This window comes from Kribbella monticola (assembly GCF_003261635.1).
GTDB classification, from domain to species: Bacteria; Actinomycetota; Actinomycetes; order Propionibacteriales; family Kribbellaceae; genus Kribbella; species Kribbella monticola.
This window is the reverse complement of sequence record NZ_QFXK01000018.1, coordinates 34,588-58,321: the sequence shown is the minus strand read 5'-3', so window position 1 is coordinate 58,321 and position 23,734 is coordinate 34,588. Positions and strand designations below refer to the sequence as shown.

The window sequence follows — 23,734 nt, the reverse complement described above, 5'->3', positions numbered from 1 at the left end:
GTATGCCGTACGCAGTCACACCAACGAACCCCCGAACAGCAACCTGTTCGGGGGTTTCGCATGCCGACGGTGAGCGCCCCTCCGAACGGCGTCAGTGGACGTGGGTGGGGGAGCCGGGTGGGGTGCGCCGTGCGAAGAACGCCCCGGAAGTCCCCGCACAGCAACCTGTTCGGGGGGCCGAGGGTGAGCGCCCTTGCGGACGGCGTTAGTGGGCGTGGGTGGGGGAGCCGGGTGGGGGCTTGATGGCGGGGACGATGAGGATTGCCAGCAGGGCGGCTGCGGTGGCTGTGAGGGTGGCGGCGGTGAAGGCGTGGGTGAAGCCAGTGGTGCTGGTTCCGGCGATGCTTGGGGCGGCGATGCTGGAGACTGTGGCGACGCCGAGTGCGGCGCCGAACTCGTGGAACGTGCTGAGCAGACCCGACGCCGTGCCGGCCTCGTGGTGATCGATCTGGGCCAGCGCCGTGGTCGACGAGGCGACGAACGCCGCACCGATACCAGCTGTGCCGACACTGATACCGACCACCACCATGACCGGGCTGGTCCAGAGCGCCGCGATCGCAGTGCCGGCGGCGGTGATCAGCAACCCGCTCACGGCAACTGCGCGAGCGCCTGCGGTTCCGATGAGATGTCCTCCTAGTTGAGCCCCGATGATTGTCGCCACTGCCACCGGCAAGAACAGCAGCCCGGTGCGTAGGGCGCCGTAGCCCTCGTGGTGCTGAAGGTAGAACGAGCCAAGGAAGAAGCTGGCGATCATCAACGCCGTCGCGACCAGGATCAGGAACGTCCCGGAGGCGACCGGCCGTCGGGCCAGGATCCGCAGATCCATCAGCGGGGACTTCACGGTCCGCTGTACCGCGGCGAACACGGCGTACAGCAGGATTGCCAGGCCTAGCGTCCCGAGGGTCTTGCCGCTGAGCCAGCCTCGGTCACCGGCGTTGATCAGTGCGTAGATCGCCGTACCGGTGCCCGCGGTGACCAGCAACGCTCCCGGCACGTCCAGGCGTGCTCGCGGCCCGGTCGGCAGATCGGCCGGCAGCGTCCGGTTCAGCGCGATGAAGACGAGGATGCCGATCGGCACGTTGATGTAGAAGACCCATTGCCAGCCAGGCCCTGCGGTCAGCAGGCCGCCGAGGAGTACGCCGATCGCCGAGCCGCCACCGCCAAGTGCCGACCAGATGCCGAGAGCCTTGTTGCGTTCGGAGCCGTGGAAGGTCTTGGTCACCATCGACAGCGCGGCCGGAGACAGCGGCGCGGCACCGATGCCTTGAGCCACCCGCCCACCGATCATTGCCGAGGCATTGCCCGCGATGCCGGTGAGCAGCGAGGCGGCGGTGAACAGGAGCAGGCCGGTGAGTACGACCCGGCGAGCGCCGAGCAAGTCGGCCAACCGGCCGCCGAGCAGCATCAGCCCACCGAACATCAAGGTGTAGGCGCTCACGACCCACGTCAACGTGTCGCGCGTAAGGCCGAGGTCGGCGCCGATGTGCGGCAGCGCGATCGCGATGACGGTCACGTCCAGGATCAGCATGAACTGCGCAACCCCCAGCAGGGCGAGCATGCGCCAGCGCCGAGGATCGGCAGCCACAGCGCCGACCTCGCCGACGGTTCGTTCAGACACGGCGACGCCTCCAATTCGTACAGCAGTGTATGAGTTATTTGCGCTACAGTAACTCGTACACCGGTGTTCGACAAGAGGAGGTCGGGTGGCCGCGACGCGCGAGAAGACGCCGGCGAAACGAGCCGACGCGCAGCGCAGTATCGAGGCGATCCTCGATGCCGCGGTCCGCTGCTTGAGCCGGAATCCGGACGCGAGTGTCAGCGAGATCGCCAAGGCGGCCGGCGTCGGGCGGGTGACGGTCTATGGCCATTTCCCCAACCGGGCGGACCTTGTCGACGCGGCGTTGAGGCGTGCCGTCGAGGAGGGGCACGCGGGCCTGGATGCAGTGGACCTGGACGGCGATCCGCGAGAAGCGCTCGCCCGCCTGATCGACTCCAGTTGGCAGTTGGTGAGCCAGTCGCGGTTGCTGTTGATCGCAGCTCAGGACGTGCTTCCGCCTGGCAGGATTCGTGAGCTGCACGCCGGTCCGGCCGAGCGGATCGAGCGTCTTGTGGAGCGCGGCCGCGACGAAGGAGTGTTCCGAGTCGACCTTCCGACGTCCTGGCTGGTCGGAGTCATGCACAGCGTGATGCACGGCGCGGCCGACGAGATCAATGCGGGTCGCTTGACGCAGGACAAAGCTGCCGGCTACATCGGCGCCACCCTCCTGGCCGCCTTCGCGCCTCCTGCTGAGCTTGCTGGGAAGTAGTCCCGCAGGGCTCCCTGGAAGCAGTCCCGGGAGCCCGGGGAGGTAGTCCCGCATGGCTCCCTGGCAGGTAACCCTGCGGGCGCCTTGGGGTGTAGTCCTGCGAGTTCCCTGGCAGGTAGCCCTGCGGGCGCCTTGGGGGTGTAGTCCTGCGAGTTCCCTGGGAGGTAGTCCTGCGGGCGCCTTGGGGTGTAGTTCTGCGAGTTCCCCTGGGAAGTGGTCTCGCGGGTTCAGGGGAGGGGGTCGGCGTTGGCGATGGTGTCGGCGAAGAAGTCTGCGATGACTCGGAGGTCGTGGTCCGAGCGGGTGGCCAGGACGGCTTGTAGGCGGCGGCCCTGTTCCTCGTAGAGCGGGGCGAGCTTCTCCTGGATGGCCTCGAAGGACGGGGTGACCAGGACTTTGCGGCGGTCGTGGGGGTCGGGCTGCCGGGTGATGAGACCGAAGGACTCCAGCCGGTCGATCACGCCGGTGACGGTGCCCGAGGTGAGGTTCGTGTGCTCGGAGAGCTGCCGCGGGGTCAGTGGGCCGTAGGAGCGCAGCAGCGTCATGAACTGTGAGTCGCTCGCGCCGAGGCCGAGCTTGGCCGAGACGGCGTGGTTGAACAGGATCACCTCCGCGATGAAGCGAACCATCCGCTCCTGCAGCTCGGCGGTGAGTTCTTCTCGGGTGCTCATCACGACCTCCTCGGATCAACGCTTGCATTTCTCTCGGATCTCCAAGATACTCGGATCACCGAGATACTTGAACAACCGAGAGAACTGATCTTAGAGGAGTTGAGCAGGATGAAGGTGCTGGTGATCGGCGGCGGGACCGGCGGACTCGCGCTGGCGCACGGCCTCAAGCGGGCCGGCATCGGGGTGACCGTGTTCGAGCGCGACGTACTGCGAACCGACGGGCTGCACGGCTACCGGGTGGGCATCGACCCCGACGGCAGCCGGGCGCTGAAGGCGTTGCTGCCCAGCGACCTGTTCGACACGTTCGTGGCCACGAAGGCTCGCGACCCGAAGTACTTCAACATGCTGACCGAGGACCTCAAGGAGGTGCTCTCGCTGGAGATCCCGGCCTCGACCGATCCGGTGGAGAGCGAGAAGTCGATCAGCCGGATGACGCTGCGGCAGGTGCTGCTGACCGGCCTGGAGGACGTCGTCGAGTTCGGCAAGGAGTTCGTCCGCTTCGAGCAGCACGCCGACAGCGTCACGGCGTACTTCGCGGACGGGTCCGAGGTGACCGGCGACCTGCTGGTGGCCGCGGACGGATCAGGCTCGCGGGTACGCCGGCAGTACCTGCCGCAGGCGAAGACCGAGGAGACCGGGATCATCGCGATCGCCGGCAAGCTCCCGCTCACCGAGGAGAGCGGCAAGCTCGTTCCGCCGAAGGTGTTCGAGGGCATCTCGTTGGTGTTCGCCCCGCTCGGGCTGTCCTGCATCATCCACGTGATGGAGTTCCAGTGGGACCGCGACGGCAAGGTCAAGCAGGGGATCGGCGGCAACACCGAGGAGCTGATCCGGCAGTGGCCGGGGCTGCAGTTCGACAACACCCGCGACTACATCAACTGGGGCCTGTCGGCGGCCGCGGACAAGTTCCCGGCCAATGTGATGGACCTGCGCGGGCAGGAGCTGGTCGACCTGGCACTCCGGCTCACTCCCGACTGGCACCCGAATCTGCGTCGCCTGATGGAGCTGACCGATCTGGGCACCTGTTTCCCGGTGAACATCTGGACCTCGGTGCCGCTGGATCCGTGGCCGAGTAGCAATGTGACGCTGTTGGGCGACGCGATTCACACCATGACGCCGGGTCGGGGCGTCGGCGCGAACACGGCGCTGCGGGACGCTCTGCTGCTGTGCCGCAAGCTGATCGACGTGCGGGACGGGCGCACCGGGCTGGTGGCCGCGGTCGGTGAGTACGAGGCGAAGATGATCGAGTACGGCTTCGACGCGGTGCTCAAGTCGCGGGAGCAGATGAGCGCGAACGACCCGATCCACAAGCCGGTGATCGGCCGGGTCGTGCTGGCAGGCATGCGTACGTCGATGCGCCTCGTCAATCACCTGTCTCCGGTCAAGCGCCGGATGCGCGACAAGATGCTCGCCTTCCGCGGCGCCGACCGCGACGAGGCCGCCTTCGAGATCACCGGCCCCAACCAGTCCGAGGCAGCCCGCGCCAACCCGTGACTGTGTCACCACTGACGCCGCGGTCGCCAGCAGGGCTTCGGTCAGGGTCAGCGCTGGCCGATGTGTTCCGAGACGGCGTCGAAGACGCGGCCGACCGCGGCGAAGTCCTCCGCCGAGGCCAGGTCGACGAGATTCTCGCGGACCCCTTCCACGTGGTACGGCGCGGCCTGCTCCAGCAGCGACATGCCGGCGTCGGTGAGCTCGGCCCAGACGCCGCGCTTGTCGCTCTTGCATGACGTACGCCGTACCAGCTCGGCGGCTTCCAGCCGGCCGACCGTGTGGGTCAGGCGGGAGCGGCTCTGGTGCAGCCGGTCGGCGAGCTCGGCCATCCGCAGCCGGCGATCGGGTGCCTCGGACAGCCGGACCAGGATCTCGTAGTCGTTGATGCCCAGGCCGAACTGGCGCAGGTCGTCATCGAGCTTGGCCATCAGGCGCGCAGTGCCCAGCAGGTACGCGCGCCACGCCACCTGCTGTTCGGAGTTCAGCCACCGGGTCCCAGTCGTCATCGTCACGGCACCAGTGTACCGGGAATGTAGTTGACTTTTAAACCGTTACTGTCTACTGTCGTACTCGTCGGTTGATACATCAACTTACTCGGCCGAGTGTAGCGACGCCCCCCTTCCGTTTTGCCTGAGAGGAACTGCAATGAGCGAGACAGCGACCGCCACCAACACCATCCCCGGCCTGGTGACCGGCACGTACGCGCTGGACGTTGCGCACAGCGAGATCGGCTTCACCGTTCGGCACCTGATGACCAAGGTCCGTGGCACTTTCCAGGAGTTCAGCGGCGAGATCGTCGTCAAGGACTCGCTGGAGGAGTCGACCGCCAACGTGAGCGTCGAGCTGGGCTCCGTCCACACCCGCAACGCGCAGCGCGACGGCCACCTGAAGTCCGGTGACTTCTTCGACGCCGAGAACAGCCCGAAGATGACGTTCGTCAGCACCGCGTTCAAGCCCGAGGGTGACGACTACATCCTCGCCGGCGACCTGACCATCAAGAACGTCACCAAGCCGATCGAGTTCGCCGTCGAGTTCCTCGGCGTCGACCAGAACGCCTACGGCCAGACCATCATCGGCTTCGAGGCCTCCAGCTCGATCAGCCGCAAGGACTGGGGCATCGACTTCAACGTGCCGCTCGAGGGTGGCAAGCTGCTGATCGGTGACAAGGTCGACATCCACCTCGACGTCCAGGCCGCCCTGCAGGCCTGATCCTCCGTACGCCGGTACGCCGGTACGCCGGTACGCCGGTACGCCGGTACGCCGGTACGCCGGTACGCTGGTACGCCGCTGAGCAGAGTCTCGCGGCGAACTGAAAGGCCCCGCGCCTCCCCGATCCGGGAAGCGCGGGGCCTTCGGCCTTTTCTACGCCCAGGAACCGGCTTCTAAGCCTGAACCATCCGAAGCGCTAGGTCGGCGTACAGCGCACCGAGCTCGGCCGGATCCTGCCGCGACGGTGAGTACCAGCGAGCGACGTCGATCGCCAGCGAGAGCACGGCAAGCGTCGTACCGTGCAGGTCGTCCACCGCGAACGACCCGTCGGCGACGCCGTCGGCCAGCACCCGCTCGATCAGCGCCGAGATCGCCCGCCGAATCGTCGCCACTTCGGCGAAATGCTCAGGACTCAACGCGGCCAACTCGTACTGCACCACGCGAGCAATCGTGTGGTGCTCCGCATGCCACGCCGTGAACGCCGACACCATCCCTTGCAGCCGGTCTGCCGGCCCGGCGCCTGCGGCGGCCTTCGTCAGAATCTCGAGGGCTGCTTGGTGGCCGTAAAGACTGATCTCGAAGAGCAGGCGTTCCTTGGACGGATAGTGGACGTAGAGGGCTGCCGGGCTCATGCCGGCGCGGGAGGCGATGTCGCGGGTGGTGGTCGCCTGGAAGCCGCGTTCGGCAAAGGCGTCGACGGCGCCGGTGAGCAACCGGCGCGCGGCCGGTGGCTGGACATGCTCCCAGACGAGGGGACTGGTGACTGCGGACACGTTGACACCCTGCCCTAGATTGGTAAAGCTAAGCAAGCGCTTAGCCAGCACTGAGACTCAGGAGGCCCTGACGATGGACCGCATCATCTTCGGCGAGGATCACCACGCCTTCCGGGCCAGTGCGAAGGAGTACGCCGACCGGTCGCTGGTGCCGCGGATGGAGAAGTTCCTCGAGGAGAAGACGATCGAGCGGGCCGCCTGGCTGGAAGCCGGCAAACAGGGCTTCCTCGGGCTCGACGTACCGGAGGAGTACGGCGGTTCCTCGGTCGGGGACTACCGGTTCAACGCGGTGTTCGCCGAGGAGGTCTCCAAGGTCTCCGCCTCGCTGTCGAGTTGCTTCGGCATCCACTTCGACTGCGCCGCGCCGTACCTGGTGGATCTGGGCACCGAGGAGCAGAAGCAGCGCTGGCTGCCGAAGTTCTGCTCCGGTGAGCTGATCGCCGCGATCGGGATGACCGAGCCGTCCGGCGGATCCGACCTGGCCGCGCTGAAGACGACCGCGAAGAAGGCCGACGGCGGCTGGGTGGTGAACGGGTCGAAAACCTTCATCACCAACGGCGACATGGCCGACCTGACCATCACCGCTGCCCGCACCGATCCGAGCAAGGGTGCCAAGGGCATCACCTTGTTCGCGATCGAGGAGGGGATGGAGGGCTTCGCCCGCGGCCGCAAGCTGGACAAGGTCGGCCAGACCGAGTCCGGTACGTCGGAACTCTTCTTCGAAGACGTCTTCGTCCCCGACGAGAACGTGATCGGCGAGGTCGACCGCGGCTTCATCCACATGATGGAGCGGCTCGCCCAGGAGCGGGTCGGCGCGGCGGTGTCGAACATCGCGCACGCCACCCAGATCCTCGACGAGACGATCGAGTACGTGAAGCAGCGCAAGGCCTTCGGTCAGCCGGTCGGCTCGTTCCAGTACAACAAGTTCGTGCTCGCCGAACTGGTCACCAAGGCCGAGGTCACCCAGGCGTACGTCGACAACGCGATCGTCGCGCACGACGAGGACCGGTTGTCCGCGGTCGACGCCGCCAAGGCGAAGTGGTGGAGCGCGCAGATCCAGAACGAGATCCTGGACGCGTGCGTCCAGTTGCACGGCGGCTACGGCTACATGAACGAGTACCGCGTGGCCCGTGCCTGGCGCGACGCCCGGGTGACGAAGATCTGGGCCGGTAGCAACGAGATCATGAAAGAGCTGATCGGAAGAGACCTCGGGCTCTAGCAAGACCTCGTCCTCCATCGGCGGAATCCCTGAGAAAGAAGGCCAAAGTCATGCCCGAAGCAGTCATCGTCTCCACCGCGCGGTCGCCGATCGGCCGGGCCGGCAAGGGTTCGCTGAAGGAGATCCGGCCGGACGACCTGGCCGTCCAGATGATCGAGGCGGCGACCGGCAAGATCGGCCTGACCGGGGACCAGATCGAGGACCTGATGGTCGGCTGTGCGGAGCCGCACGACGAGCACGGCGGCAACATGGCCCGCCGGATCGCCGTCCAGCTCGGCTGGGACAACACCCCGGCGACCACGATCAACCGGTTCTGCGCCTCGTCGACCCAGACCGCGCGGATGGCGTTCCACGCGATCAAGTCGGGTGAGGGCGACATCTTCGTCAGCGCCGGCGTCGAGTGCGTCTCGCGGTACAAGAACTTCGGGTCGGCCGGGGTCGGCGACCCGAGTTCGTTCAACCAGGTCTTCGCCGACGCGGTCCAGCGCACCGAGAAGTACGCCGAGACCAACGAGACCTGGCACGACCCGCGCGAGGACGGGCTGATCCCGGACATCTACATCTCGATGGGCCAGACCGCGGAGAACGTGGCGACGCTGAAGGGGATCAGCCGCGCCGACCAGGACGCGTTCGGCGTACGGTCGCAGAACTTGGCCGAGAAGGCGATCAACAACGGCTTCTTCGAGCGGGAGATCACCCCGGTGACGCTGCCGGACGGCACGGTCGTCACGAAGGACGACGGCCCGCGGGCCGGTACGACGCTGGAGAAGGTCAGCCAGCTGCAGCCGGTGTTCCGCCCCGACGGCACCGTCACGGCCGGCAACTGCTGCCCGCTGAACGACGGCGCCGCGGCCGTGGTGATCATGAGCGACACCAAGGCGCGCGAGCTCGGCCTGACCCCGCTGGCCCGGATCGTCTCCACCGGCGTGAGCGGCCTGTCGCCGGAGATCATGGGCCTCGGTCCGGTCGAGGCGACCAAGCAGGCGCTGGCGCGAGCCGGGATGAGCATCGGCGACATCGACCTGGTCGAGATCAACGAGGCCTTCGCGGTGCAGGTGATCGGCTCGGCGCGCGAGCTCGGCATCGAGGAGGACCGGCTGAACGTGCACGGCGGTGCGATCGCACTCGGTCACCCGTTCGGCTCCACCGGCGCGCGAATCATGACCACGCTCGTCAACGGGCTGCAGTTCGAGGACAAGCAGTTCGGTCTCGAGACCATGTGCGTCGGCGGTGGCCAGGGGATGGCCGTCATTCTCGAGCGCCTCAGCTGATGAGTCTCAAGGACCGTACGGCGATCGTCACCGGCGCCTCGCGCGGAATCGGACTGGCGATCGCACAGCGCCTCGTTGCCGACGGCGCCCGCGTGGTGATCACCGGGCGCACGCAGGAGACGCTGGACCAGGCAGTGGAGTCGCTTGGCGGCCGGGAGAACGCCCTGGCCGTCGCGGGCAAGGCGGCCGACCCGGAACATCGCGCGAGCGTCGTGGCCGCCGCCGTGGCGACGTACGGGTCGGTGGATCTGCTGGTGAACAACACCGGCATCAACCCGATCTACGGCTCGCTGCTCGACGTGGACCACGCGGTGGCCACCAAGATGGTCGACACGAACGTGCTGGCGACCATCGCCTGGGTGAAGGCCTGCCGGGATGCCTGGATGGGCGTGCACGGCGGCGCTGTGGTGAACCTGTCGTCGGTGGCGGGCCTCGCGCCGTCCCCCGGCATCGGTTGGTACGGCGCGACCAAGGCGATGCTGTCGCGAGTGACGAGCGAACTGGCCGTCGAGCTGGCGCCGGTGATCCGGGTCAACGCGGTCGCACCCGCGGTGGTGAAGACCAAGTTCGCCGGCGCCCTGTACGAAGGCCGCGAGGACAAGGTCGCCAAGGCGTACCCGATGAAGCGGCTCGGCCGGCCCGAGGACGTCGCGTCGCTCGTCTGGTTCCTGCTGTCCGACGAGGCCTCCTGGATCACCGGCCAGACCATCACCATCGACGGCGGCCTCACCCTCAACGGCGGCATCGTCGGCTGACCCCCGGCCCGGCCGGACCAACCAGCCGGGCCGAGCCAGTACTACGGCCTGCGGCCTTCCCAGGCGACCAGCCGGTCGTACGCCGGTGCGTCGTCCGCCACCTCCACCACGGGCCCGAACGGCACGTGCCCACCCCGTGGCTCGGCCGGGATGAACTGCTGCACCAGAGGCAGGCAGTACTCGGCCAGCGACTCGTCGAGCAGGTCCGTGCGCCCGGTCGCCTTCGCGATGTCCCACGAGTGAGTGGTGAGCTCACCCACGTAGGCAGCGATCGCCGCTGCTCCCGGCAGCGTCCCCCACGGCAACTTGCAGGTCACCGCGAGCACGGCCGGGTCGGACAAGGTGCCGTCGAGAACCACCCGCCGTTCTTTCCAAGCGCCGGCGAAGTCCGTGATGCCGGGCGTCACGGCAGGGATGGTCAACGGGTCGCCGCCGGTCAGCGCGAGGTTGATCCGGCCGACGACCGTGACGAGATGGCCGAGCAGTGTGCGTACGTCGTACTCCGGGCACGGTGTCGGCAGTTCGAGTTCGTCGGCGCCGACGGTGTCGATCATCGCCTGGGTCTGGTCCAGGGCGAGCACGAGCATCGGGCGTGGGTCCGTCACGATTTCCTCCAGTAGTTGGTGTGAGTACCACTCTGGCGGCAGATATGGGACATCTTCTGTCATATATTCGAACTCATGAGAGCCGATCGCCTGTTGCAGATCATCCTGCTGCTGCAACAGCACCCGCGGCTGAGCGCGCGCGAGCTCGCTGAGCGGCTCGAGGTGTCGCGGCGCACGGTGATGCGCGACATGGAGGCGCTGTCGGCAGCAGGCGTGCCCGTCTACACCGAGCGCGGCCGCAACGGCGGTTGCGTCCTGCTGCCCGGCTACAGGGCCGACGTGAGCGGCCTGACTCCGCGCGAGGCACAGGCGTTGTTCGCATGGTCCGGACGCGCGTCCCTGTCGGAGGAGCTGGGCCTGCGGGACGCACTGCAGTCCGCCATGGGCAAGCTGTCCTCGACCCTCCCGCTGCAACTGCAAGACGACGCCGAAGCGCTGTCGGGAGCGATCGTGGTCGACCGGCGCCGCTGGTTCGCAGAGGCTGAGGACACCGGCGCATTGCCCGTACTACGCCAGGCGGTGGTGACCCGTCGGCGCGTACGTGTCAGGTATGCGTCGGCAACAGCAGGACGCCCAGTACGCCGTACCGTCGACCCCTGGGGGCTCGTGGAGCAGGCGGGTCGGTGGTATCTCGTGGCCGCGCATCGCGGAGTCTCCCGGATGTACAGGGTGTCGCGGATCGAGCAGGTCGACGTACTGGACCAGCCAAGCGAACGGCCGGAAGGCCTTGATCTGCAGGAGGAATGGCAGCGGCTGCGGTCCGGGTTGGAGCGGAGTCTGCCGCCCGGAGTGGATGTGGTGATCAGGGTGCGACCGGAGCGGGCCGAGTTGGTCAGGCGGATCGCCACGCCCATACTGGCGAAGGGCGAGCAGGCGCGCGACGTACCGGCGGACGACGAGTGGCCCCACGTTGCCATGCGGTTCCGGGTTCGCGAGGCGGCGTGCGGTGTACTGCTGGGCTTCGGTGGTGATGTCGAGGTGCTGGAGCCTGCGGACCTCCGCGGCCGGCTCCTCGAGTTGGCATCGGCCGCAGTAGCGACCTACAGCTGAGTGCGGCGGCCGACGAAGCGCTGGCGGACGATGATGTTGCCATCGGCATCCTCGTCCTCGTTGCGCCAGTTGAAGCCGGTGGGGGAGAGGTCGGTGAACATCCAGCGGGTCTTGGCGGAGTTCGGCTCGTTGGCCTCGAGCGTGATGGAGTTCTCGCCGGTGTGGCCGACGAACGTCATCACCAGCGCGTACTTCGGGCCCATCCAGGTCGAGCGGAACGCGTTCAGCTCGGGGTCGTACAGCCGGATCGACAGGCCCCATTCGCCGTCGCCGTCGACCTCGCGCCGGGCCCGGCTCGGGGTGATCCAGATGTCGGCGACCGCGCGGCCGTCGAGCGCGTAGGCGAAGTGCCATTCGCCCTTGGTCTCCCGGACGACCTGACCGTCGTCGTCGTACCACGAGACGTCGAGGTCCCAGCTGCCGATCAGCGGCGCGAACGGGCTGAGCGCCTGCTCGAACTCGGGTCGCGGCTGATCGGAGACCATCAATCCTGCCAGTACCGTAGCCGCTTTCACTCCTGTCATGGCGACAGCGTACGCCAGGATCGCGCGAAGAGCGGGCGAATTTACTCGGCGGTCGACAGGACCAAGGAGCGCAGCCGGCTGATGGCCAGCGTGATGCCGACGAGGGTGACGGCGACGAGCAGGATCAGCGCGATCGGCAGCTTCACGTCGGACTTCACGTGCGGTGCGTCGGTGAGGTGCTGGACGACCGCGAGCGACCACTGCTGCACGCTGAGCGCCTTGGCGCCGCCGACGTACTGGCCCATCACGCCTTCCCACAGCAGCGCGTAGATCAAGCCGATCGTCACCGCGTTGCCCGACATCACCGACAGGGCGGTGAAGATGGCGGTGTAGGCGATCCCGGCGACGAGCGTGCCGGCCCCGAAGGCGAGCGCGGTCTGCGGATCGCCGAAGTCCAGGATCAGACCCGCGATCACCATTGGCACCGCGGCGAGCACGATGATCACCGCAACGGCGACGAGTGCCTTGGTGACGATGATCGTGGATCGCTTGATCGGCTTGCTGAGCAGGTAAACGATCGAGCCGTCGTCGATCTCGGACGCCAGCGCACCAGTTGCTGCGAGCAACGAAACCAGCGGGACGATCACGGCGAGACCGAACATCTGCAGCAACGCCGTACTGAAATCGGCCGTGTCGTCGACGGTCAGCGCCAGCAGCACGCACAGTACGAGCAATACGGCGGGCAGGATGAAGAGCAGCAGGCCCCGCCGGTGACCGAACAGGGTGGACATCGTCAGCCGGGCGATCGTCACGTTCATCGTCAGCGCCTCCCGACGAGATAGGAGAAGACGCTCTCGAGCGATTCGTCGGTCGGGGCGACCTCGAGCAGCCGGATGCCGAGGTCGCGCGCCAGTGCGGGCACGATCCGGCTGAACCGTTCGAAGTCGGCGACCTGGACCTGCAGCGCTCCGGCGGCCAGATCGGCGCCCGACGTACAGGGGTCGGCGATCAGGGCGGACGCGAGCCGCCGGTCGTCGGAGGAGCGCAGCCGGTAGAGCACCGGTCGGTCGGTCATCAGCGTGCGGATCGCGCGGTAGTCACCGGAGGCGGCGTGCCGGCCGGAGATGACCACCTCGATGTGGGTGGCGACCTGCTGCACCTCTTCCAGGATGTGCGAGCTGAACAACACGGTCCGGCCGTCCGCGCCTATCTTGCGGAGCAGGTCCATCAGGTGCAGGCGTTGGCGCGGATCCATTCCGTTGAACGGTTCGTCCAGCAGCAGCACCGACGGTTCGTGCACGAGCGCCGCGGCCATCTTGATCCGCTGCTTCATGCCCTTGGAGTACGTCGAGATGCGGCGCTTTGCCGCGTCGGTCAGCTCGACCGTCGAGATCGCCGCCGTCGCCGCGGCCGCCGGATTGGACAGCCCCTGCAGTTCGGCGTTGGCCCGGACGAACTGGGCGCCGGTCAGCGTGTCGTAGACGGCCTCGGTCTCCGGGACCAGGCCGATGTGGCGGTAGGCGGCCTGGTTCTGCCAGACCGGAACGCCGTCGAGGGTGACGGTCCCGGTCGAGGGCGGCAGGAAGCCGGCCATCATCGTGATCAGCGTCGACTTACCCGCGCCGTTGGGGCCGAGCAGGCCGGTGACGCCCGGACCGATCGTCATCGTGACGTCGTTGACCGCCACCACATTGCCGTACCAGCGGGAGACCTGGTCGATCTGGATCACGCTCACCCGCGGGCCACCTTGGCGTAGCGGGCGTTGACGCCCCAGCAGCAGCCGGCGACCACCAGCAGGTAGACCGCCGCGAAGACCAACCCCTGCGTGGTGTTCGGCACCCAGTCGCCACCGCCGCGCAGGACGAAGGACGCCAGCACCTCGACCAGGCTGAACGGCGAACCCAGGTTGGCGTACCGGGAGGCGACGTCGCGGTGCGTGCCCTCGGGATCGAGGATCGCCGTGACGACAGTGACGGCCGTGAAGGAGACGATCAGTACGGCGATGATCGCCGCGACCGCGAAGCCGCGGCGAGGGGTGGCGGCCGCGATCAGGCCGCCGATCGCGGCGAGCAGGATCGACAACAGCAACGCGGTGACCAGGCCGCTGAGGAACTCCTTCGTCATCAGCGTGAAGTCGAACTTGGCGAGCAGCGCACCGGCGTACAGGATCACCATCGGCAGGCCCATCAGGACCATCAGCGCGAGGGCCAGCGCGGTCAGCTTGGCCAGCGCGTAGTCCGTACGGCGCAGCGGCCGGGCGAGGTAGAGCACGATCGAGCCGTAGCGCAGGTCCCTGGAGAACAGTTGCGGCGCCTGCGAGGCCAGGTACAGCGCGATCACGGCCTGCAGGAAGAAGATGTAGCGCATCTGGGACAGCGGCGGATTGTCGAACTGCAGTGCGTTCTCGATGCCGACCATGATCGCGACGGGGACGACCATCACCGCGAGCAGCAGGATCGGCATCACCTTGGACTTGCCGGAGCGGCCCAGTCCGTAGGCGTGCCGCAGGCTGCTCACCGTCAACGCCTGGGTGATCGCGAACCGGCCCAGCCGGGGGCCGTCGTAGTGCCGGTAACCGATGTCGTGGATGACACCTGCGGCGGGCGGACGCAGCTGATCAGACACTGAAGACCTCTTCCAGCCGGTGCCGATGCTGCTCGATCCGGACGAGCCCGAGCCCGAGCTCGGCCACGGTGTCGCGGACCACGTCGTACGTCTCCTCGCCGGTGATCTCCACCAGCACGAGCGGACCGTCAGGCCGTGCCCGCGCACCAGCCCGATCGAGCGCCGCACCGAGCCGATCACGGCCACCGAGATCCCGTACTTCGACAGCCAGTACTCCGGTCTCGCCGGTCAACGCCGCCTTGGACTCGGACCGGAGCAACCGGCCACCGTCCAGGACGACGATGTGGTCGCAGACGTGCTCCAGCTCGCCGAGCAGGTGCGACGTGATCAGCACGGGGATACCGAACTCGGTGCCGATCCGGCGAACCAGCGCGAGCATCTCGTCGCGCCCGGCCGGGTCGAGCCCGTTCGTCGGCTCGTCGAGGAGAACAAGTTTCGGGTCGTGGGTGAGGGCCTGGGCCAGCTTCACCCGCTGCTTCATGCCGGTCGAGTAGCCACCCATCGGCCGGTAGCGCGCCTCGTCGAGACCGACATGCCGCAGTACGTCGGCAGCGCGCTCGCGGGCCGCGGTCGCGGGCAGGCCGGACATCTGGCCGAGGTGGACGACGAACTCGGTCGCGGACACGTCGGGCGGCAGGCAGTCGTGTTCGGGCATGTAGCCGACGAGCGCTCGGACCGCCTCGCCGCCGGTGACCACGTCGTGTCCCAGCACGATGGCGCTTCCGGCGGTCGGGGCGATCAGTCCGAGCAAGATCTTCAGCAGGGTCGACTTGCCGGCACCGTTGGCTCCGACCAGCCCGGTCACGCCGGACCCCACCTCGACTGTCAGCTCGTCCAGGGCCGTGACGCGCGGATAGCGCTTGGTCAACGCTGTGGTCGCGATCACGGGCACCGGGCAACCCTAAGGCCCAACGCGGTCACCCGTGAATCACGGGCGTCCATCGGCTGTTGCGATCGCGTCCCAACTCCCGGCGACGGCTATATCCGTGGCGCGTCGACCGTGTCGCTGGCTATGGTCCGGACCATGCAGATCAGACCGGCCGTGGCCGCCGACGCCGACGAGGTCGCCCGGGTTCGCCGGGAGACCTTCAGCTACAAGGTGCTGTCGGCCGCCGCCGCCCGGCACATGATCACCGTGCAATCTCCTGGTGAGCGGTTCCTGGCTCTGGTCGCCGAGTCCGGTGGGCGGCTGGTCGGCTGGGGGTCAGCCGGCCTGAACGTCTGGACCAGTGACGAGGGCAAGGGCAACATCTCCATCTACGTGCATCCGGACCATCGGCAGGCCGGTATCGGCCGGGCCCTGTCCGATCGGTTGCACGAGCACCTCCAAGAGATCGGCGCGGTCCGGGTGTCCACCAGCGCTACGCCCGACGGGCTGGAGTTCGCGAAGCGCCGTGGCTACGACGGCTCGCGGCAGGTGCACTTCGCCGGTGTCGACCCGCGGGTGCTGCCCGAGCAGCCCGCCACGCCCGACGGCATCGAGTTGGTGACGATCGACCAGCTCGAACCGCGCCAGGTGTACCTCGCCGACTCGATCTCCTCGCTGGACGAACCGGGTGACTCGCCGCTGGACGCCGTCAGCTACGAGAACTGGCTCGAGGAGATCTGGAACTCGCCGGCGGCCAACCACGAACTGGGCGTCGCCGCGGTGGCCGGGGACGAGGTTGCCGCCTTCACCATCCTCGAGAGGGACGGCGACCGTGTCTGGTCGGGGATGACCGGCACCGTCCCGGCGTACCGCGGCCGGGGGCTGGCCAAGCTGATCAAGTCCGCCGCGCTGCGACGGGCCGCCGCGGCCGGGATCACCGGCGCGTTCACCTCGAACGACGACGAGAACGGCCCGATGCTTGCCATCAACAACTGGCTCGGTTACCGCCGGATCGCCACCGAACACGGTCTGCAGAGGACGTTGTGAGGCCTGGTACGGCGGACGACGCCCAAGCGCTACTTGCGCTCAGGAGCGAAGTTCTTCCGTACCGCGTGCTGCGGCTGACCGATCTGCGGAGTTCGCTGGAAGACGGTGCCGCTGATGAGCATTACGGCAGCTTCGCGGTCGAGGAAGACGACCGCTTGGTCGGCTGGGCCTCGGCTGCGCTCTCGACCTGGTCGCCGGAGCCCGGTGAGTACCACGTGGTCCTGCTCGTGCATCCGGACTATCGCAGACAAGGGATCGGTACGACGCTGGCCGAGTCGCTGGATGAGCTGCTGATCAAGCAGAACGCTCGTCGGGTGGTCGGGAGTGCGACCGACGACGGCGTGGATTCGCTTTGCAGCAAGGGTTTCAGGCCACCGAGGTCGTGCTTTACGCGAAGGTCGACCCGCGGCTCGTGCCGGAGCCGCCCGCGATCCCGGACGGTGTCGAGCTGACCAACCTGGCCTCGCTCGACCTGCAAGCCGCGTACGCCGCGTTCGTGGCCACGGCCGGAGACATCCCGGGCGACCAGGACTGGAGCCAGTTCCCCCTCGAGCTGTTCGAGCGGGAGGTGTGGAACTCGGCCAGTCTCGATCGCGAACTCAGCACGGTGGCCGTTGCCGACGGCAAGATCGTCTGCTTCACCAACGTGCTGACCGACGGCGATCGGCTCTGGACCGATATGACCGGCACGCTGCCGGCGTACCGGGGCAGGGGATTGGCGAAGGTGGTGAAGACGACCGGCCTGCGAGCCGCTGCCGCGGCGGGAATCACCCGTGCCTACACGGTGAACCATGAGGACAACCGCCCGATGCGGGCGATCAACGACTGGCTCGGATATTCGCCGGTCGCCAGACACACCGGCATGGTCCGCCCGGGCTGACTTTGGCCCAGGCAGGGGTTATCTTCGCCAGAACTTCGGTGAAGGAGTTCGGATGGTGATCAGGCCTGCTGAGCTGGGCGACCTCAGGGCCGCGGTCGCTCTGCACGACGAACTGGTGCCGTACCTCGTCTATACCGAAGCCGACGTGCGGCATCGCCTGACCGCGCCGAAGCGGCCGGGGAGCGGCACCTTCGTCGCGGTCTCCGCCGGGCGGCTGGTCGGCTGGGCGAGCTGCGGGTTGATCGCCGGCTCCGAGCCGCTCGACGGCGAGCACCGGCTGATGGTGCATCCGGACTATTGCGGCCGCGGGATCGGCGCCGAGCTACTCGAGGCGGTGCACGACGAGTTGCGTTCCGCCGGAGCGACCAGGAGCAGGGTGTTCGCGGATCCGGCGACCGTCGACTGGGCAGCCCGCTGGGGTTATGTGCAGACCCGGCAGGTGCACTACGCGGAGATCGAACCGGCCGCGGCGCCGGAGCTTCCCGCAGTACCGGACGGGGTGAGCCTGGTGCCGTTGAGCGAGGTGGATCCGCGGCTCGTCTACGAGGCCGACATGGTCGCCCAGCGGACCAAGCCCGGTGACGCGAAGATCACCACCCGTCCGTACGAGGACTGGTTCACGGCCATCTGGAACACGCGCTCGACGCTGAAGGAGTTGAGTGTCGCCGCGCTCGACGGCGAGCGGGTGATCGGCTTCACCCGGTCCAGCGGCGACGAGGAGAAGATCTGGTCGCGGATGACCGCCACCATGCCGGAGTACCGCGGGCAGGGGCTGGCCAAGTTGGTGAAATGTGCCGCGCTGCACCGGGCCGCCGACGCCGGCATCCGGGGCGCCTACACCGCCAACTACGACGGCAACGCCCCGATGCTCGCCGTCAACGAGTGGCTCGGCTACCGCCGGATCGCGACCCACTCGGTCCTGGTCTGCCCGCTCCGTCCGAACAACTGAGCGACACGTCCCGCCGGTTCTTCGGACGCAACGGTTCAGGGGACGAGCAGTACTACGGTCTCCGCGACGCAGGCCGGCTTGGTGGAGTTCTCCAGCTCGATGACCCATTGCAGCGAGACCTGGACGCCGGCCGGGGTTTCCTGCGCGCCGGCGATGGACGCGCCCGCGCGGATCCTGGAGCCGACCGGGACCGGCGCGGGGAAGCGGACCTTGTTGACGCCGTAGTTCAGCTTCGCCGAGACGCCGGAGACGTCGAAGAGCTCCGCGCCGAACCGCGCGATCAGGCTGAGCGTCAGGTAGCCGTGCGCGATCGTCCCGCCATACGGACCTTTCGCGGCGCGCTCGACGTCGACGTGGATCCACTGGTGGTCACCGGTCGCGTCGGCGAACTGGTTCACCTGCTCCTGGGTGATCTCCAGCCACTCGGTCTCGCCGAGCGGTGTGCCGACCGCGTGGACGACCTCGTCGACGCCTTGGAAGGTCTGCATGGGCAAACTCCTTCAGTTACGGGGTCCGCCGGCGACGTACAGGACCTGGCCGGACACGAAGCCGGCCTCCTCGCTGCAGAAGAACGACGCGGCGGCTGCGATGTCCTCGGGCTTGCCGGTGCGCTGGACCGGGATGCTCGCGGCGGTCGCCTTCTTGAACTCCTCGAAGTCGACGCCGACCCGGGCCGCGGTGGCGGCGGTCATGTCGGTCTCGATGAAGCCCGGCGCGATCGCGTTCGAGGTGACGCCGAACTTGCCCAGTTCGAAGGCCAGCGTCTTGGCCAGGCCCTGCAGGCCCGCCTTGGCGGCGGCGTAGTTGGACTGACCGCGGTTGCCCAGCGCGGAGGTGGACGACAGGAAGACGATCCGGCCGTACGACGCCTCGACCATGTGGGCCTGGCACGCCTTGGACATCAGGAAGCTGCCGCGCAGGTGCACCGACATCACGGTGTCCCAGTCGTCCTCGCTCATCTTGAACAGCAGGTTGTCGCGCAGTACGCCGGCGTTGTTCACCAGGATGGTGGGCGCGCCCAGCTCGGCGGCGACCCGCTCGACCGCGGCGGTGACCTGGTCGCCCTTGCTCACGTCACAGCCGACCGCGATCGCCTTGCCGCCCGCGGCGGTGATCGCCTCGACGGTGCCGGCGCAGGCCGCCTCGTCCAGGTCCAGTACGGCGACCGCGTTGCCGTCGGCTGCGAGCCGCTGGGCCACAGCGGCACCGATTCCCCGGGCTGCCCCGGTCACGATCGCCACCCTCTGCTGCTCGCTCATCGCGCCCTGCTCCTTCATCAGCCGACTACAGGTCCGGGATGCAGACTACCGACGCCAGCTCGGCGCCGGTGTGCTCCGGATGGGATGATCGCCGTGTGCATGATCACAGCGCTGATCACGACAGCCCTCACAACCGGCACGTCTATCACTGTCCGCTCCGCTGGGGCGACATGGACGCCCTCGGTCACGTGAACAACGGCCGTTATGTCGACTACCTGCAGGACGCCCGGGTGGACTTCCTGTTCCGGACGGCCAAGGAGCTCGGCGCGGACGATCTGGAGACCGGCCTGCTGGTCGCCCGGCACGAGGTGCAGTACCGCGCTCCGCTGGTCTTCCGCCCCGAGCCGGTCCGGATCGAGCTGTGGATCAGCGAGATCAAGGCGGCCTCCTTCACCGTCGACTACGAGATCCTCGACGCCGAGCCACGCCGTACGTACGTCGAAGCGCGGACCAGGCTGGTCCCGTTCGACTTCGCCGCGAACCGGTTGCGCCGGATCACGCCGGTCGAGCGCGAGGCCCTCTCGAAGCTGGTGGGCTCATGACGTTCACGTATCCGGTGCTGGTGCGCTGGTCCGACATCGACTCCTACGACCACGTCAACAACGTCCGGTACTTCGACTACCTCCAGGAAGCCCGGATCGCGTTCCTGTCCGACCTGGTGGGCGAGGCCGACTACTTCGCGGCGTACCCGTGTGTGCTGGTCAGCCAGACGGTGGACTACCTGCGGCCGATCCTGCTCCGGCACCCGCCGTACGACGTGGACGTCTGGGTCGAGTCGGTCGGCACCACGTCGTACACGCTCGGTTCGCGGATCGTCGACCGGGGCGGCGAGAGCGAACTCGTCTACGCCCGGGCCGTGTCGGTGATCGTCGCGGTGGACGGCCGGACCCAGGCGAAGCGGCCGCTGAGCGAGACCGAACGGGACTCCCTCGTGCCGCACATTTCGGCGACTTGAGACACTGGACGCGATGACCGAATCGATGAGCTTCTACGACGCCGTCGGCGGGGCCGACACGTTCCACCGGCTGGTGGCGGCGTTCTACCGCGGGGTCGCCGCGGACCCGGAACTGCGGCCGATGTACCCCGAGGAGGACCTCGGTCCGGCCGAGGAACGGTTCCGGATGTTCCTCGAGCAGTACTGGGGCGGCCCCCGCACGTACTCCGAGCAGCGCGGTCACCCCCGGCTCCGGATGCGGCACCACCCGTTCGCCGTCACCCCGGCCGCGCGGGACCGCTGGCTGGGCCACATGCGCGCGGCGCTGGACGAGCTCGAGCTGGAGCCCGATCGCGACCAGGAGATCTGGACGTACATGGTGATGGCCGCGCACAGCATGGTGAACACCGACGAACCGCAGTACCCCGGCGCGATCGACGTGTCCGGCAACTGACCTCTGAGGAGACACAACAAGCATGGCTGCCATTCGCACCGCCAAGGCCCACTGGGAAGGTTCGCTGCTGGAGGGGGCCGGTCAGGTCAACCTCGAGTCGTCGAACCTCGGCTCCTTCGACGTGACCTGGGCCGCCCGGTCGAACGACAAGGCCGAGGGCAAGACCAGCCCGGAAGAGCTGATCGCGGCCGCGCACTCGACCTGTTTCTCGATGGCGCTCTCGCACGCGCTCGCCGGCGCCGGCAACGCGCCGGAGGCGATCGACACCACCGCCGACGTCACCTTCGTACCGGGTGAGGGCATCACCGGCATCAAGCTGTCGGTGAACGGCAAGGTCCCCGGCCTGACCGCCGACCAGTTCGCGGAGTTCGCCGAAGAGGCGAAGAAGAACTGCCCGGTCTCGCAGGCGCTGTCCGGTACGACGATCACCCTGGACGTCACCTTCACGGCCTGACCGCGCGATCGATCCGACTCGCGTTGGGTCGGCGGGGACGCGGAGAAACCCGATGCAGCAGAACGGCCGTCGCATTGCGCGACGGCCGTTCTTCGTTTCCCGGGCGGCAGGCCGGACCCCCAGCACATCAGTAGCGCGATTCGATGAGCTTGGCCAAGCTCTCGCCCGCCTGGCGCTGGAGGAGCTTGGTGACTACTGATGGCATGGCAGTCCGCGCATGCTGCCACACCGCGCAGGCCACAGCGCCTTCGCCCGACGGTGAGTCGGGGCGAGGCGTCAGCTGGAAGCGGCCGTTGGTTGGGGCGTGGTGAGACCGGCCAGCAGACGATCCTGTACTGCGGTGGTCGCGGAGCTGATCGCGCCGAGCAGGACCGCGTCGCCGGTGACCCCGGTGACCTCGATCTGGGTGCCGAGGGGGGAGTGGGCGGCCAGGGCGTCCACCACCTCGTCGCGGAAGACTGTTCCGCCGGCTTGCGAGACCTCGCCGGCCAGCACGATCAGCGGCGGGTCGATCAGCGTGATCACCGCGAGCAGCCCGATCGCGACCCGCTCGGCCAGGCTCTTGAGGAATTCCTGGGCGCGGTCCTCCCCGAGCGCCCCGACGGCCGCGCTGACCACGTCCTGCGGCGTACCGCCGGCGAAGCCGAAGCGCTCACCGAGTTCGAGAACCGGACCGCCACCGACCAGGTCGTGGAAGTCCCGCGCCTCGGTCCCGACGGCCGGCACCGGCAGGTAGCCGAGCTCGCCCGCGCAGCCGTGGGCGCCGCGCATCAAGGTGCCGCCCTGGTCGATCGCGAACCCCGAACCGCCGGCCAGCCAGAGCACCGTGAAGGCATCCACCTCCGCCGCGACCCCGTGCGAGCGCTCGGCGATCGCCGCGAGGTTCACGTCGTTGTCGACCATCACCTCGGTGTCGAGCCGATCGCGGATCTCGTTCACCAGTCCGGGGCGGTCGAGCCCCGGCACATCGACGTACCGGATGTCGCCGGTGCGCGGATCGGGGGAGCCCGGTACGCCGAGTTGGACCTGCAGCAGCAGGTCGCGGGAGATCTTCGCCTTCCGGCAGAGCTCGGTGACGATGTCCGCGACGATGTCGACCGGGTCGGCGCCGCCGAAGGCCACGTCGCTCTCGACGGTGGCGCGCGTCTCGCCGGCCAGGTCGGTGAGGGTGGCCGAGACCGATGGCCGGCCGAGATCGCCGACGTCGCGGACGGACAACGCCGCGATGTAGCCCGCTTCGGCGTTCGCGGCGTACAGGGCGGCGTTGGGGCCGGGGCCGCTGCTGGAATGACCGACGACGATCGCCAGCCCGGCGTCCTCCAGCCGGCGCAGTACCTCGGACGCTGTCGGCTTCGACAATCCGGTCAGGTCTCGTAAGTCGGTCCGGGTCAGCGGCCCACGCTCGAACAGGTACGCCAGGGCGGCGGCCTCGTTCATCCCGCGCAACAGCCGCGCCGAACCTGCCGGTCGTGCCACCCCGAGTCCTCCCGCCAGCCAACCGCTCATCAGTTGATCAACGATAGCCCGCTGCAACCGCTCTCACCCGCGTTGCGTCAGCTCTCGCGTTCGTGTCCGCCGACACCGCGGTGCGGGGCGGCGGCATCGGCCGCCGTACTGCGACTCTCTGTGGCCGGTGTCTCACTGGGTGCTTCGACCTGGACCAGGCCGTCCGACGCCTCGGCGGCGCTGCCGACGCCGGTGGTCGAGGACGGGGGAGCGTCGGGGTCGCGGGTTGACAGGTTTCCGACCCGCAGCACCTCGCCGTTGCGGACGTACCAGACGGTGCCGTCCTCGCCGCGCAACTGGGTGACGCGCAGGCCGACAGCCTCCACGACGCCGGTGGCCTTCTCCATGTCGACCAGGTCGCCGACCGCGTACTGGTCCTCGAAGATCATGAAGATGCCGGCCAGGAAGTCCTTCACCAGCGTTTGCGCGCCGAAGCCGAGCGCGACGCCGATGATGCTCGCCGAGGCCACCACCGGCAGGATGTTGAAGCCGAGCTCGGCCAGCACCATCACCACCAGGACGGCGGTCAGGATGATGGTGACCGTGCTGCACAGCAGCGACGCGATCGTCTCGGCGCGCTGGGTGCGGCGTTCGCTCATCAGGGTCTGTTCGACGAACTCCTGGCCGCGCTTGGACTTGGCCAGCACGCCGGCCACGGCACCGTTGCCGGTACGCCGCGCGAACCGCCGGATCGCCTTGTGCAGCAGCCATCTGATGATGAAGAACGCCAGTACCAGGCCGACGATCCGGGCCGGCACGGTGACGATCTGATCGGTCACTTCCAGCTTGCCGTCGTTACCTCGGCGGAAGAACGTCGGGAAGGTCGCGGGGACCGAAAACAGGGGGTGACTGTACAGGGACACGGGGTGACTGAGCAGAATAGGCATCTCGCCGCCCTACTGTAGTGATGCGTTCGCCGTCACGTTCGCCGCACCCACCCC

Annotated in this window: 29 protein-coding genes; 15 read left to right on the top strand and 14 right to left on the bottom strand. The window is 68.1% G+C overall.

All coding sequences use genetic code 11. From position 1 onward, the window contains the following. Window positions 1–205 precede the first annotated feature (205 nt). Window positions 206–1,618 (bottom strand): MFS transporter, encoded by a 1,413-nt coding sequence (locus DIZ26_RS08605; protein ID WP_332872719.1) that lies wholly within the window; start codon window positions 1,616–1,618, stop codon window positions 206–208. Between the two features lie 85 nt (window positions 1,619–1,703). Here DIZ26_RS08605 and DIZ26_RS08600 point away from each other — a divergent pair, with 85 nt between their 5' ends. Next, window positions 1,704–2,306, top strand: coding sequence for a TetR/AcrR family transcriptional regulator (locus DIZ26_RS08600; RefSeq protein WP_112239180.1), 603 nt, complete (start codon window positions 1,704–1,706; stop codon window positions 2,304–2,306). 227 nt (window positions 2,307–2,533) lie between these two features. Here DIZ26_RS08600 and DIZ26_RS08595 read toward each other — a convergent pair whose 3' ends face one another. Continuing rightward, window positions 2,534–2,977 (bottom strand): MarR family winged helix-turn-helix transcriptional regulator, encoded by a 444-nt coding sequence (locus tag DIZ26_RS08595; RefSeq protein WP_198675992.1) that lies wholly within the window; start codon window positions 2,975–2,977, stop codon window positions 2,534–2,536. Window positions 2,978–3,085: 108 nt separating this feature from the next. Here DIZ26_RS08595 and DIZ26_RS08590 point away from each other — a divergent pair, with 108 nt between their 5' ends. Beyond that, window positions 3,086–4,471, top strand: coding sequence for an FAD-dependent oxidoreductase (locus tag DIZ26_RS08590; RefSeq protein ID WP_112239179.1), 1,386 nt, complete (start codon window positions 3,086–3,088; stop codon window positions 4,469–4,471). A 47-nt stretch (window positions 4,472–4,518) separates the two neighbouring features. On the opposite strand, the gene DIZ26_RS08585 is transcribed toward DIZ26_RS08590, so the two are convergent. Next, window positions 4,519–4,977: a MarR family winged helix-turn-helix transcriptional regulator gene (locus tag DIZ26_RS08585; RefSeq protein WP_112239300.1), complete on the bottom strand. Its 459-nt coding sequence runs from the start codon at window positions 4,975–4,977 to the stop codon at window positions 4,519–4,521. 139 nt (window positions 4,978–5,116) lie between these two features. On the opposite strand from DIZ26_RS08585, the gene DIZ26_RS08580 reads away from it, so the two are divergent. Next, window positions 5,117–5,680, top strand: coding sequence for a YceI family protein (locus DIZ26_RS08580; RefSeq protein ID WP_112239178.1), 564 nt, complete (start codon window positions 5,117–5,119; stop codon window positions 5,678–5,680). 173 nt (window positions 5,681–5,853) lie between these two features. Here the strand turns inward: DIZ26_RS08580 and DIZ26_RS08575 are convergent, their stop codons facing one another. Continuing rightward, complete coding sequence (locus tag DIZ26_RS08575; protein WP_112239177.1) at window positions 5,854–6,453, bottom strand: TetR/AcrR family transcriptional regulator; 600 nt, start codon at window positions 6,451–6,453, stop codon at window positions 5,854–5,856. A gap of 73 nt (window positions 6,454–6,526) precedes the next feature. Here DIZ26_RS08575 and DIZ26_RS08570 point away from each other — a divergent pair, with 73 nt between their 5' ends. From DIZ26_RS08570 to DIZ26_RS08560, 3 genes are read left to right on the top strand one after another with little or no spacing between them, the layout of a single operon-like run. Beyond that, window positions 6,527–7,672: an acyl-CoA dehydrogenase family protein gene (locus DIZ26_RS08570; RefSeq protein ID WP_112239176.1), complete on the top strand. Its 1,146-nt coding sequence runs from the start codon at window positions 6,527–6,529 to the stop codon at window positions 7,670–7,672. Between the two features lie 50 nt (window positions 7,673–7,722). Next, on the top strand, window positions 7,723–8,943 hold the full coding sequence (locus DIZ26_RS08565; RefSeq protein WP_112239175.1) for an acetyl-CoA C-acetyltransferase: 1,221 nt from the start codon (window positions 7,723–7,725) through the stop codon (window positions 8,941–8,943). Further along, on the top strand, window positions 8,943–9,698 hold the full coding sequence (locus DIZ26_RS08560; RefSeq protein WP_112239174.1) for an SDR family oxidoreductase: 756 nt from the start codon (window positions 8,943–8,945) through the stop codon (window positions 9,696–9,698). The genes DIZ26_RS08565 and DIZ26_RS08560 overlap by 1 nt, the downstream gene beginning before the upstream one ends. 41 nt (window positions 9,699–9,739) lie before the next feature. Here the strand turns inward: DIZ26_RS08560 and DIZ26_RS08555 are convergent, their stop codons facing one another. Further along, a complete protein-coding gene (locus tag DIZ26_RS08555; protein ID WP_232828206.1) occupies window positions 9,740–10,303 on the bottom strand; it encodes a TIGR03086 family metal-binding protein in 564 nt (187 codons plus the stop codon). Window positions 10,304–10,378: 75 nt separating this feature from the next. Here DIZ26_RS08555 and DIZ26_RS08550 point away from each other — a divergent pair, with 75 nt between their 5' ends. Continuing rightward, complete coding sequence (locus tag DIZ26_RS08550) at window positions 10,379–11,353, top strand: helix-turn-helix transcriptional regulator (protein WP_112239172.1); 975 nt, start codon at window positions 10,379–10,381, stop codon at window positions 11,351–11,353. Here DIZ26_RS08550 and DIZ26_RS08545 read toward each other — a convergent pair. From DIZ26_RS08545 to DIZ26_RS08525, 5 genes are read right to left on the bottom strand one after another with little or no spacing between them, the layout of a single operon-like run. Next, window positions 11,344–11,877, bottom strand: a complete 534-nt coding sequence (locus DIZ26_RS08545) for a hypothetical protein (RefSeq protein ID WP_112239171.1) — start codon at window positions 11,875–11,877, stop codon at window positions 11,344–11,346. The two genes, DIZ26_RS08550 and DIZ26_RS08545, sit on opposite strands and share 10 nt — an antisense overlap. A 41-nt stretch (window positions 11,878–11,918) precedes the next feature. Beyond that, window positions 11,919–12,635, bottom strand: a complete 717-nt coding sequence (locus DIZ26_RS08540; RefSeq protein ID WP_112239170.1) for an ABC transporter permease — start codon at window positions 12,633–12,635, stop codon at window positions 11,919–11,921. A gap of 2 nt (window positions 12,636–12,637) precedes the next feature. Next, a complete protein-coding gene (locus tag DIZ26_RS08535) occupies window positions 12,638–13,552 on the bottom strand; it encodes an ABC transporter ATP-binding protein (protein ID WP_112239169.1) in 915 nt (304 codons plus the stop codon). Next, window positions 13,549–14,442 (bottom strand): ABC transporter permease subunit, encoded by an 894-nt coding sequence (locus DIZ26_RS08530; RefSeq protein WP_112239168.1) that lies wholly within the window; start codon window positions 14,440–14,442, stop codon window positions 13,549–13,551. Before DIZ26_RS08530 ends, DIZ26_RS08535 begins: the two co-directional genes overlap by 4 nt. Beyond that, window positions 14,435–15,334, bottom strand: coding sequence for an ABC transporter ATP-binding protein (locus DIZ26_RS08525; protein ID WP_112239167.1), 900 nt, complete (start codon window positions 15,332–15,334; stop codon window positions 14,435–14,437). The genes DIZ26_RS08530 and DIZ26_RS08525 overlap by 8 nt, the downstream gene beginning before the upstream one ends. 132 nt (window positions 15,335–15,466) lie before the next feature. On the opposite strand from DIZ26_RS08525, the gene DIZ26_RS08520 reads away from it, so the two are divergent. Genes DIZ26_RS08520 through DIZ26_RS08505 form a run of 4 tightly spaced genes read left to right on the top strand, consistent with a single transcriptional unit; the run spans window position 15,467 to window position 18,186 of the window. Next, on the top strand, window positions 15,467–16,357 hold the full coding sequence (locus DIZ26_RS08520) for a GNAT family N-acetyltransferase (RefSeq protein WP_112239298.1): 891 nt from the start codon (window positions 15,467–15,469) through the stop codon (window positions 16,355–16,357). Further along, complete coding sequence (locus tag DIZ26_RS38835; protein ID WP_157979652.1) at window positions 16,354–16,809, top strand: GNAT family N-acetyltransferase; 456 nt, start codon at window positions 16,354–16,356, stop codon at window positions 16,807–16,809. The genes DIZ26_RS08520 and DIZ26_RS38835 overlap by 4 nt, the downstream gene beginning before the upstream one ends. Then, window positions 16,710–17,237, top strand: a complete 528-nt coding sequence (locus tag DIZ26_RS08510) for a GNAT family N-acetyltransferase (protein ID WP_112239165.1) — start codon at window positions 16,710–16,712, stop codon at window positions 17,235–17,237. Before DIZ26_RS38835 ends, DIZ26_RS08510 begins: the two co-directional genes overlap by 100 nt. A 52-nt stretch (window positions 17,238–17,289) precedes the next feature. After that, on the top strand, window positions 17,290–18,186 hold the full coding sequence (locus DIZ26_RS08505; protein ID WP_112239164.1) for a GNAT family N-acetyltransferase: 897 nt from the start codon (window positions 17,290–17,292) through the stop codon (window positions 18,184–18,186). A gap of 35 nt (window positions 18,187–18,221) precedes the next feature. Here DIZ26_RS08505 and DIZ26_RS08500 read toward each other — a convergent pair whose 3' ends face one another. After that, the gene (locus DIZ26_RS08500; RefSeq protein ID WP_112239163.1) at window positions 18,222–18,674 is read right to left on the bottom strand and encodes a MaoC family dehydratase; all 453 of its coding nucleotides are present in this window, start codon (window positions 18,672–18,674) and stop codon (window positions 18,222–18,224) included. A gap of 12 nt (window positions 18,675–18,686) precedes the next feature. Further along, entirely contained in the window at window positions 18,687–19,445 is a 759-nt protein-coding gene (gene fabG, locus DIZ26_RS08495) for a 3-oxoacyl-ACP reductase FabG (RefSeq protein ID WP_112239162.1), read from the bottom strand. Between the two features lie 95 nt (window positions 19,446–19,540). On the opposite strand from fabG, the gene DIZ26_RS08490 reads away from it, so the two are divergent. Genes DIZ26_RS08490 through DIZ26_RS08475 form a run of 4 tightly spaced genes read left to right on the top strand, consistent with a single transcriptional unit; the run spans window position 19,541 to window position 21,287 of the window. Continuing rightward, window positions 19,541–19,987 carry an acyl-CoA thioesterase gene (locus DIZ26_RS08490; protein WP_232828204.1) on the top strand — a complete coding sequence of 149 codons (447 nt, stop codon included), beginning with the start codon at window positions 19,541–19,543 and terminating at the stop codon, window positions 19,985–19,987. Further along, window positions 19,984–20,400: an acyl-CoA thioesterase gene (locus DIZ26_RS08485; protein WP_112239160.1), complete on the top strand. Its 417-nt coding sequence runs from the start codon at window positions 19,984–19,986 to the stop codon at window positions 20,398–20,400. The genes DIZ26_RS08490 and DIZ26_RS08485 overlap by 4 nt, the downstream gene beginning before the upstream one ends. A gap of 13 nt (window positions 20,401–20,413) precedes the next feature. Continuing rightward, entirely contained in the window at window positions 20,414–20,833 is a 420-nt protein-coding gene (locus DIZ26_RS08480) for a globin (RefSeq protein ID WP_198675991.1), read from the top strand. Between the two features lie 22 nt (window positions 20,834–20,855). Further along, a complete protein-coding gene (locus DIZ26_RS08475) occupies window positions 20,856–21,287 on the top strand; it encodes an OsmC family protein (RefSeq protein WP_112239159.1) in 432 nt (143 codons plus the stop codon). A gap of 276 nt (window positions 21,288–21,563) precedes the next feature. On the opposite strand, the gene DIZ26_RS08470 is transcribed toward DIZ26_RS08475, so the two are convergent. Further along, a complete protein-coding gene (locus DIZ26_RS08470; RefSeq protein ID WP_112239294.1) occupies window positions 21,564–22,763 on the bottom strand; it encodes an ROK family transcriptional regulator in 1,200 nt (399 codons plus the stop codon). A gap of 77 nt (window positions 22,764–22,840) precedes the next feature. Next, entirely contained in the window at window positions 22,841–23,656 is an 816-nt protein-coding gene (locus tag DIZ26_RS08465; protein ID WP_232828203.1) for a mechanosensitive ion channel family protein, read from the bottom strand. Window positions 23,657–23,734 lie beyond the last annotated feature (78 nt).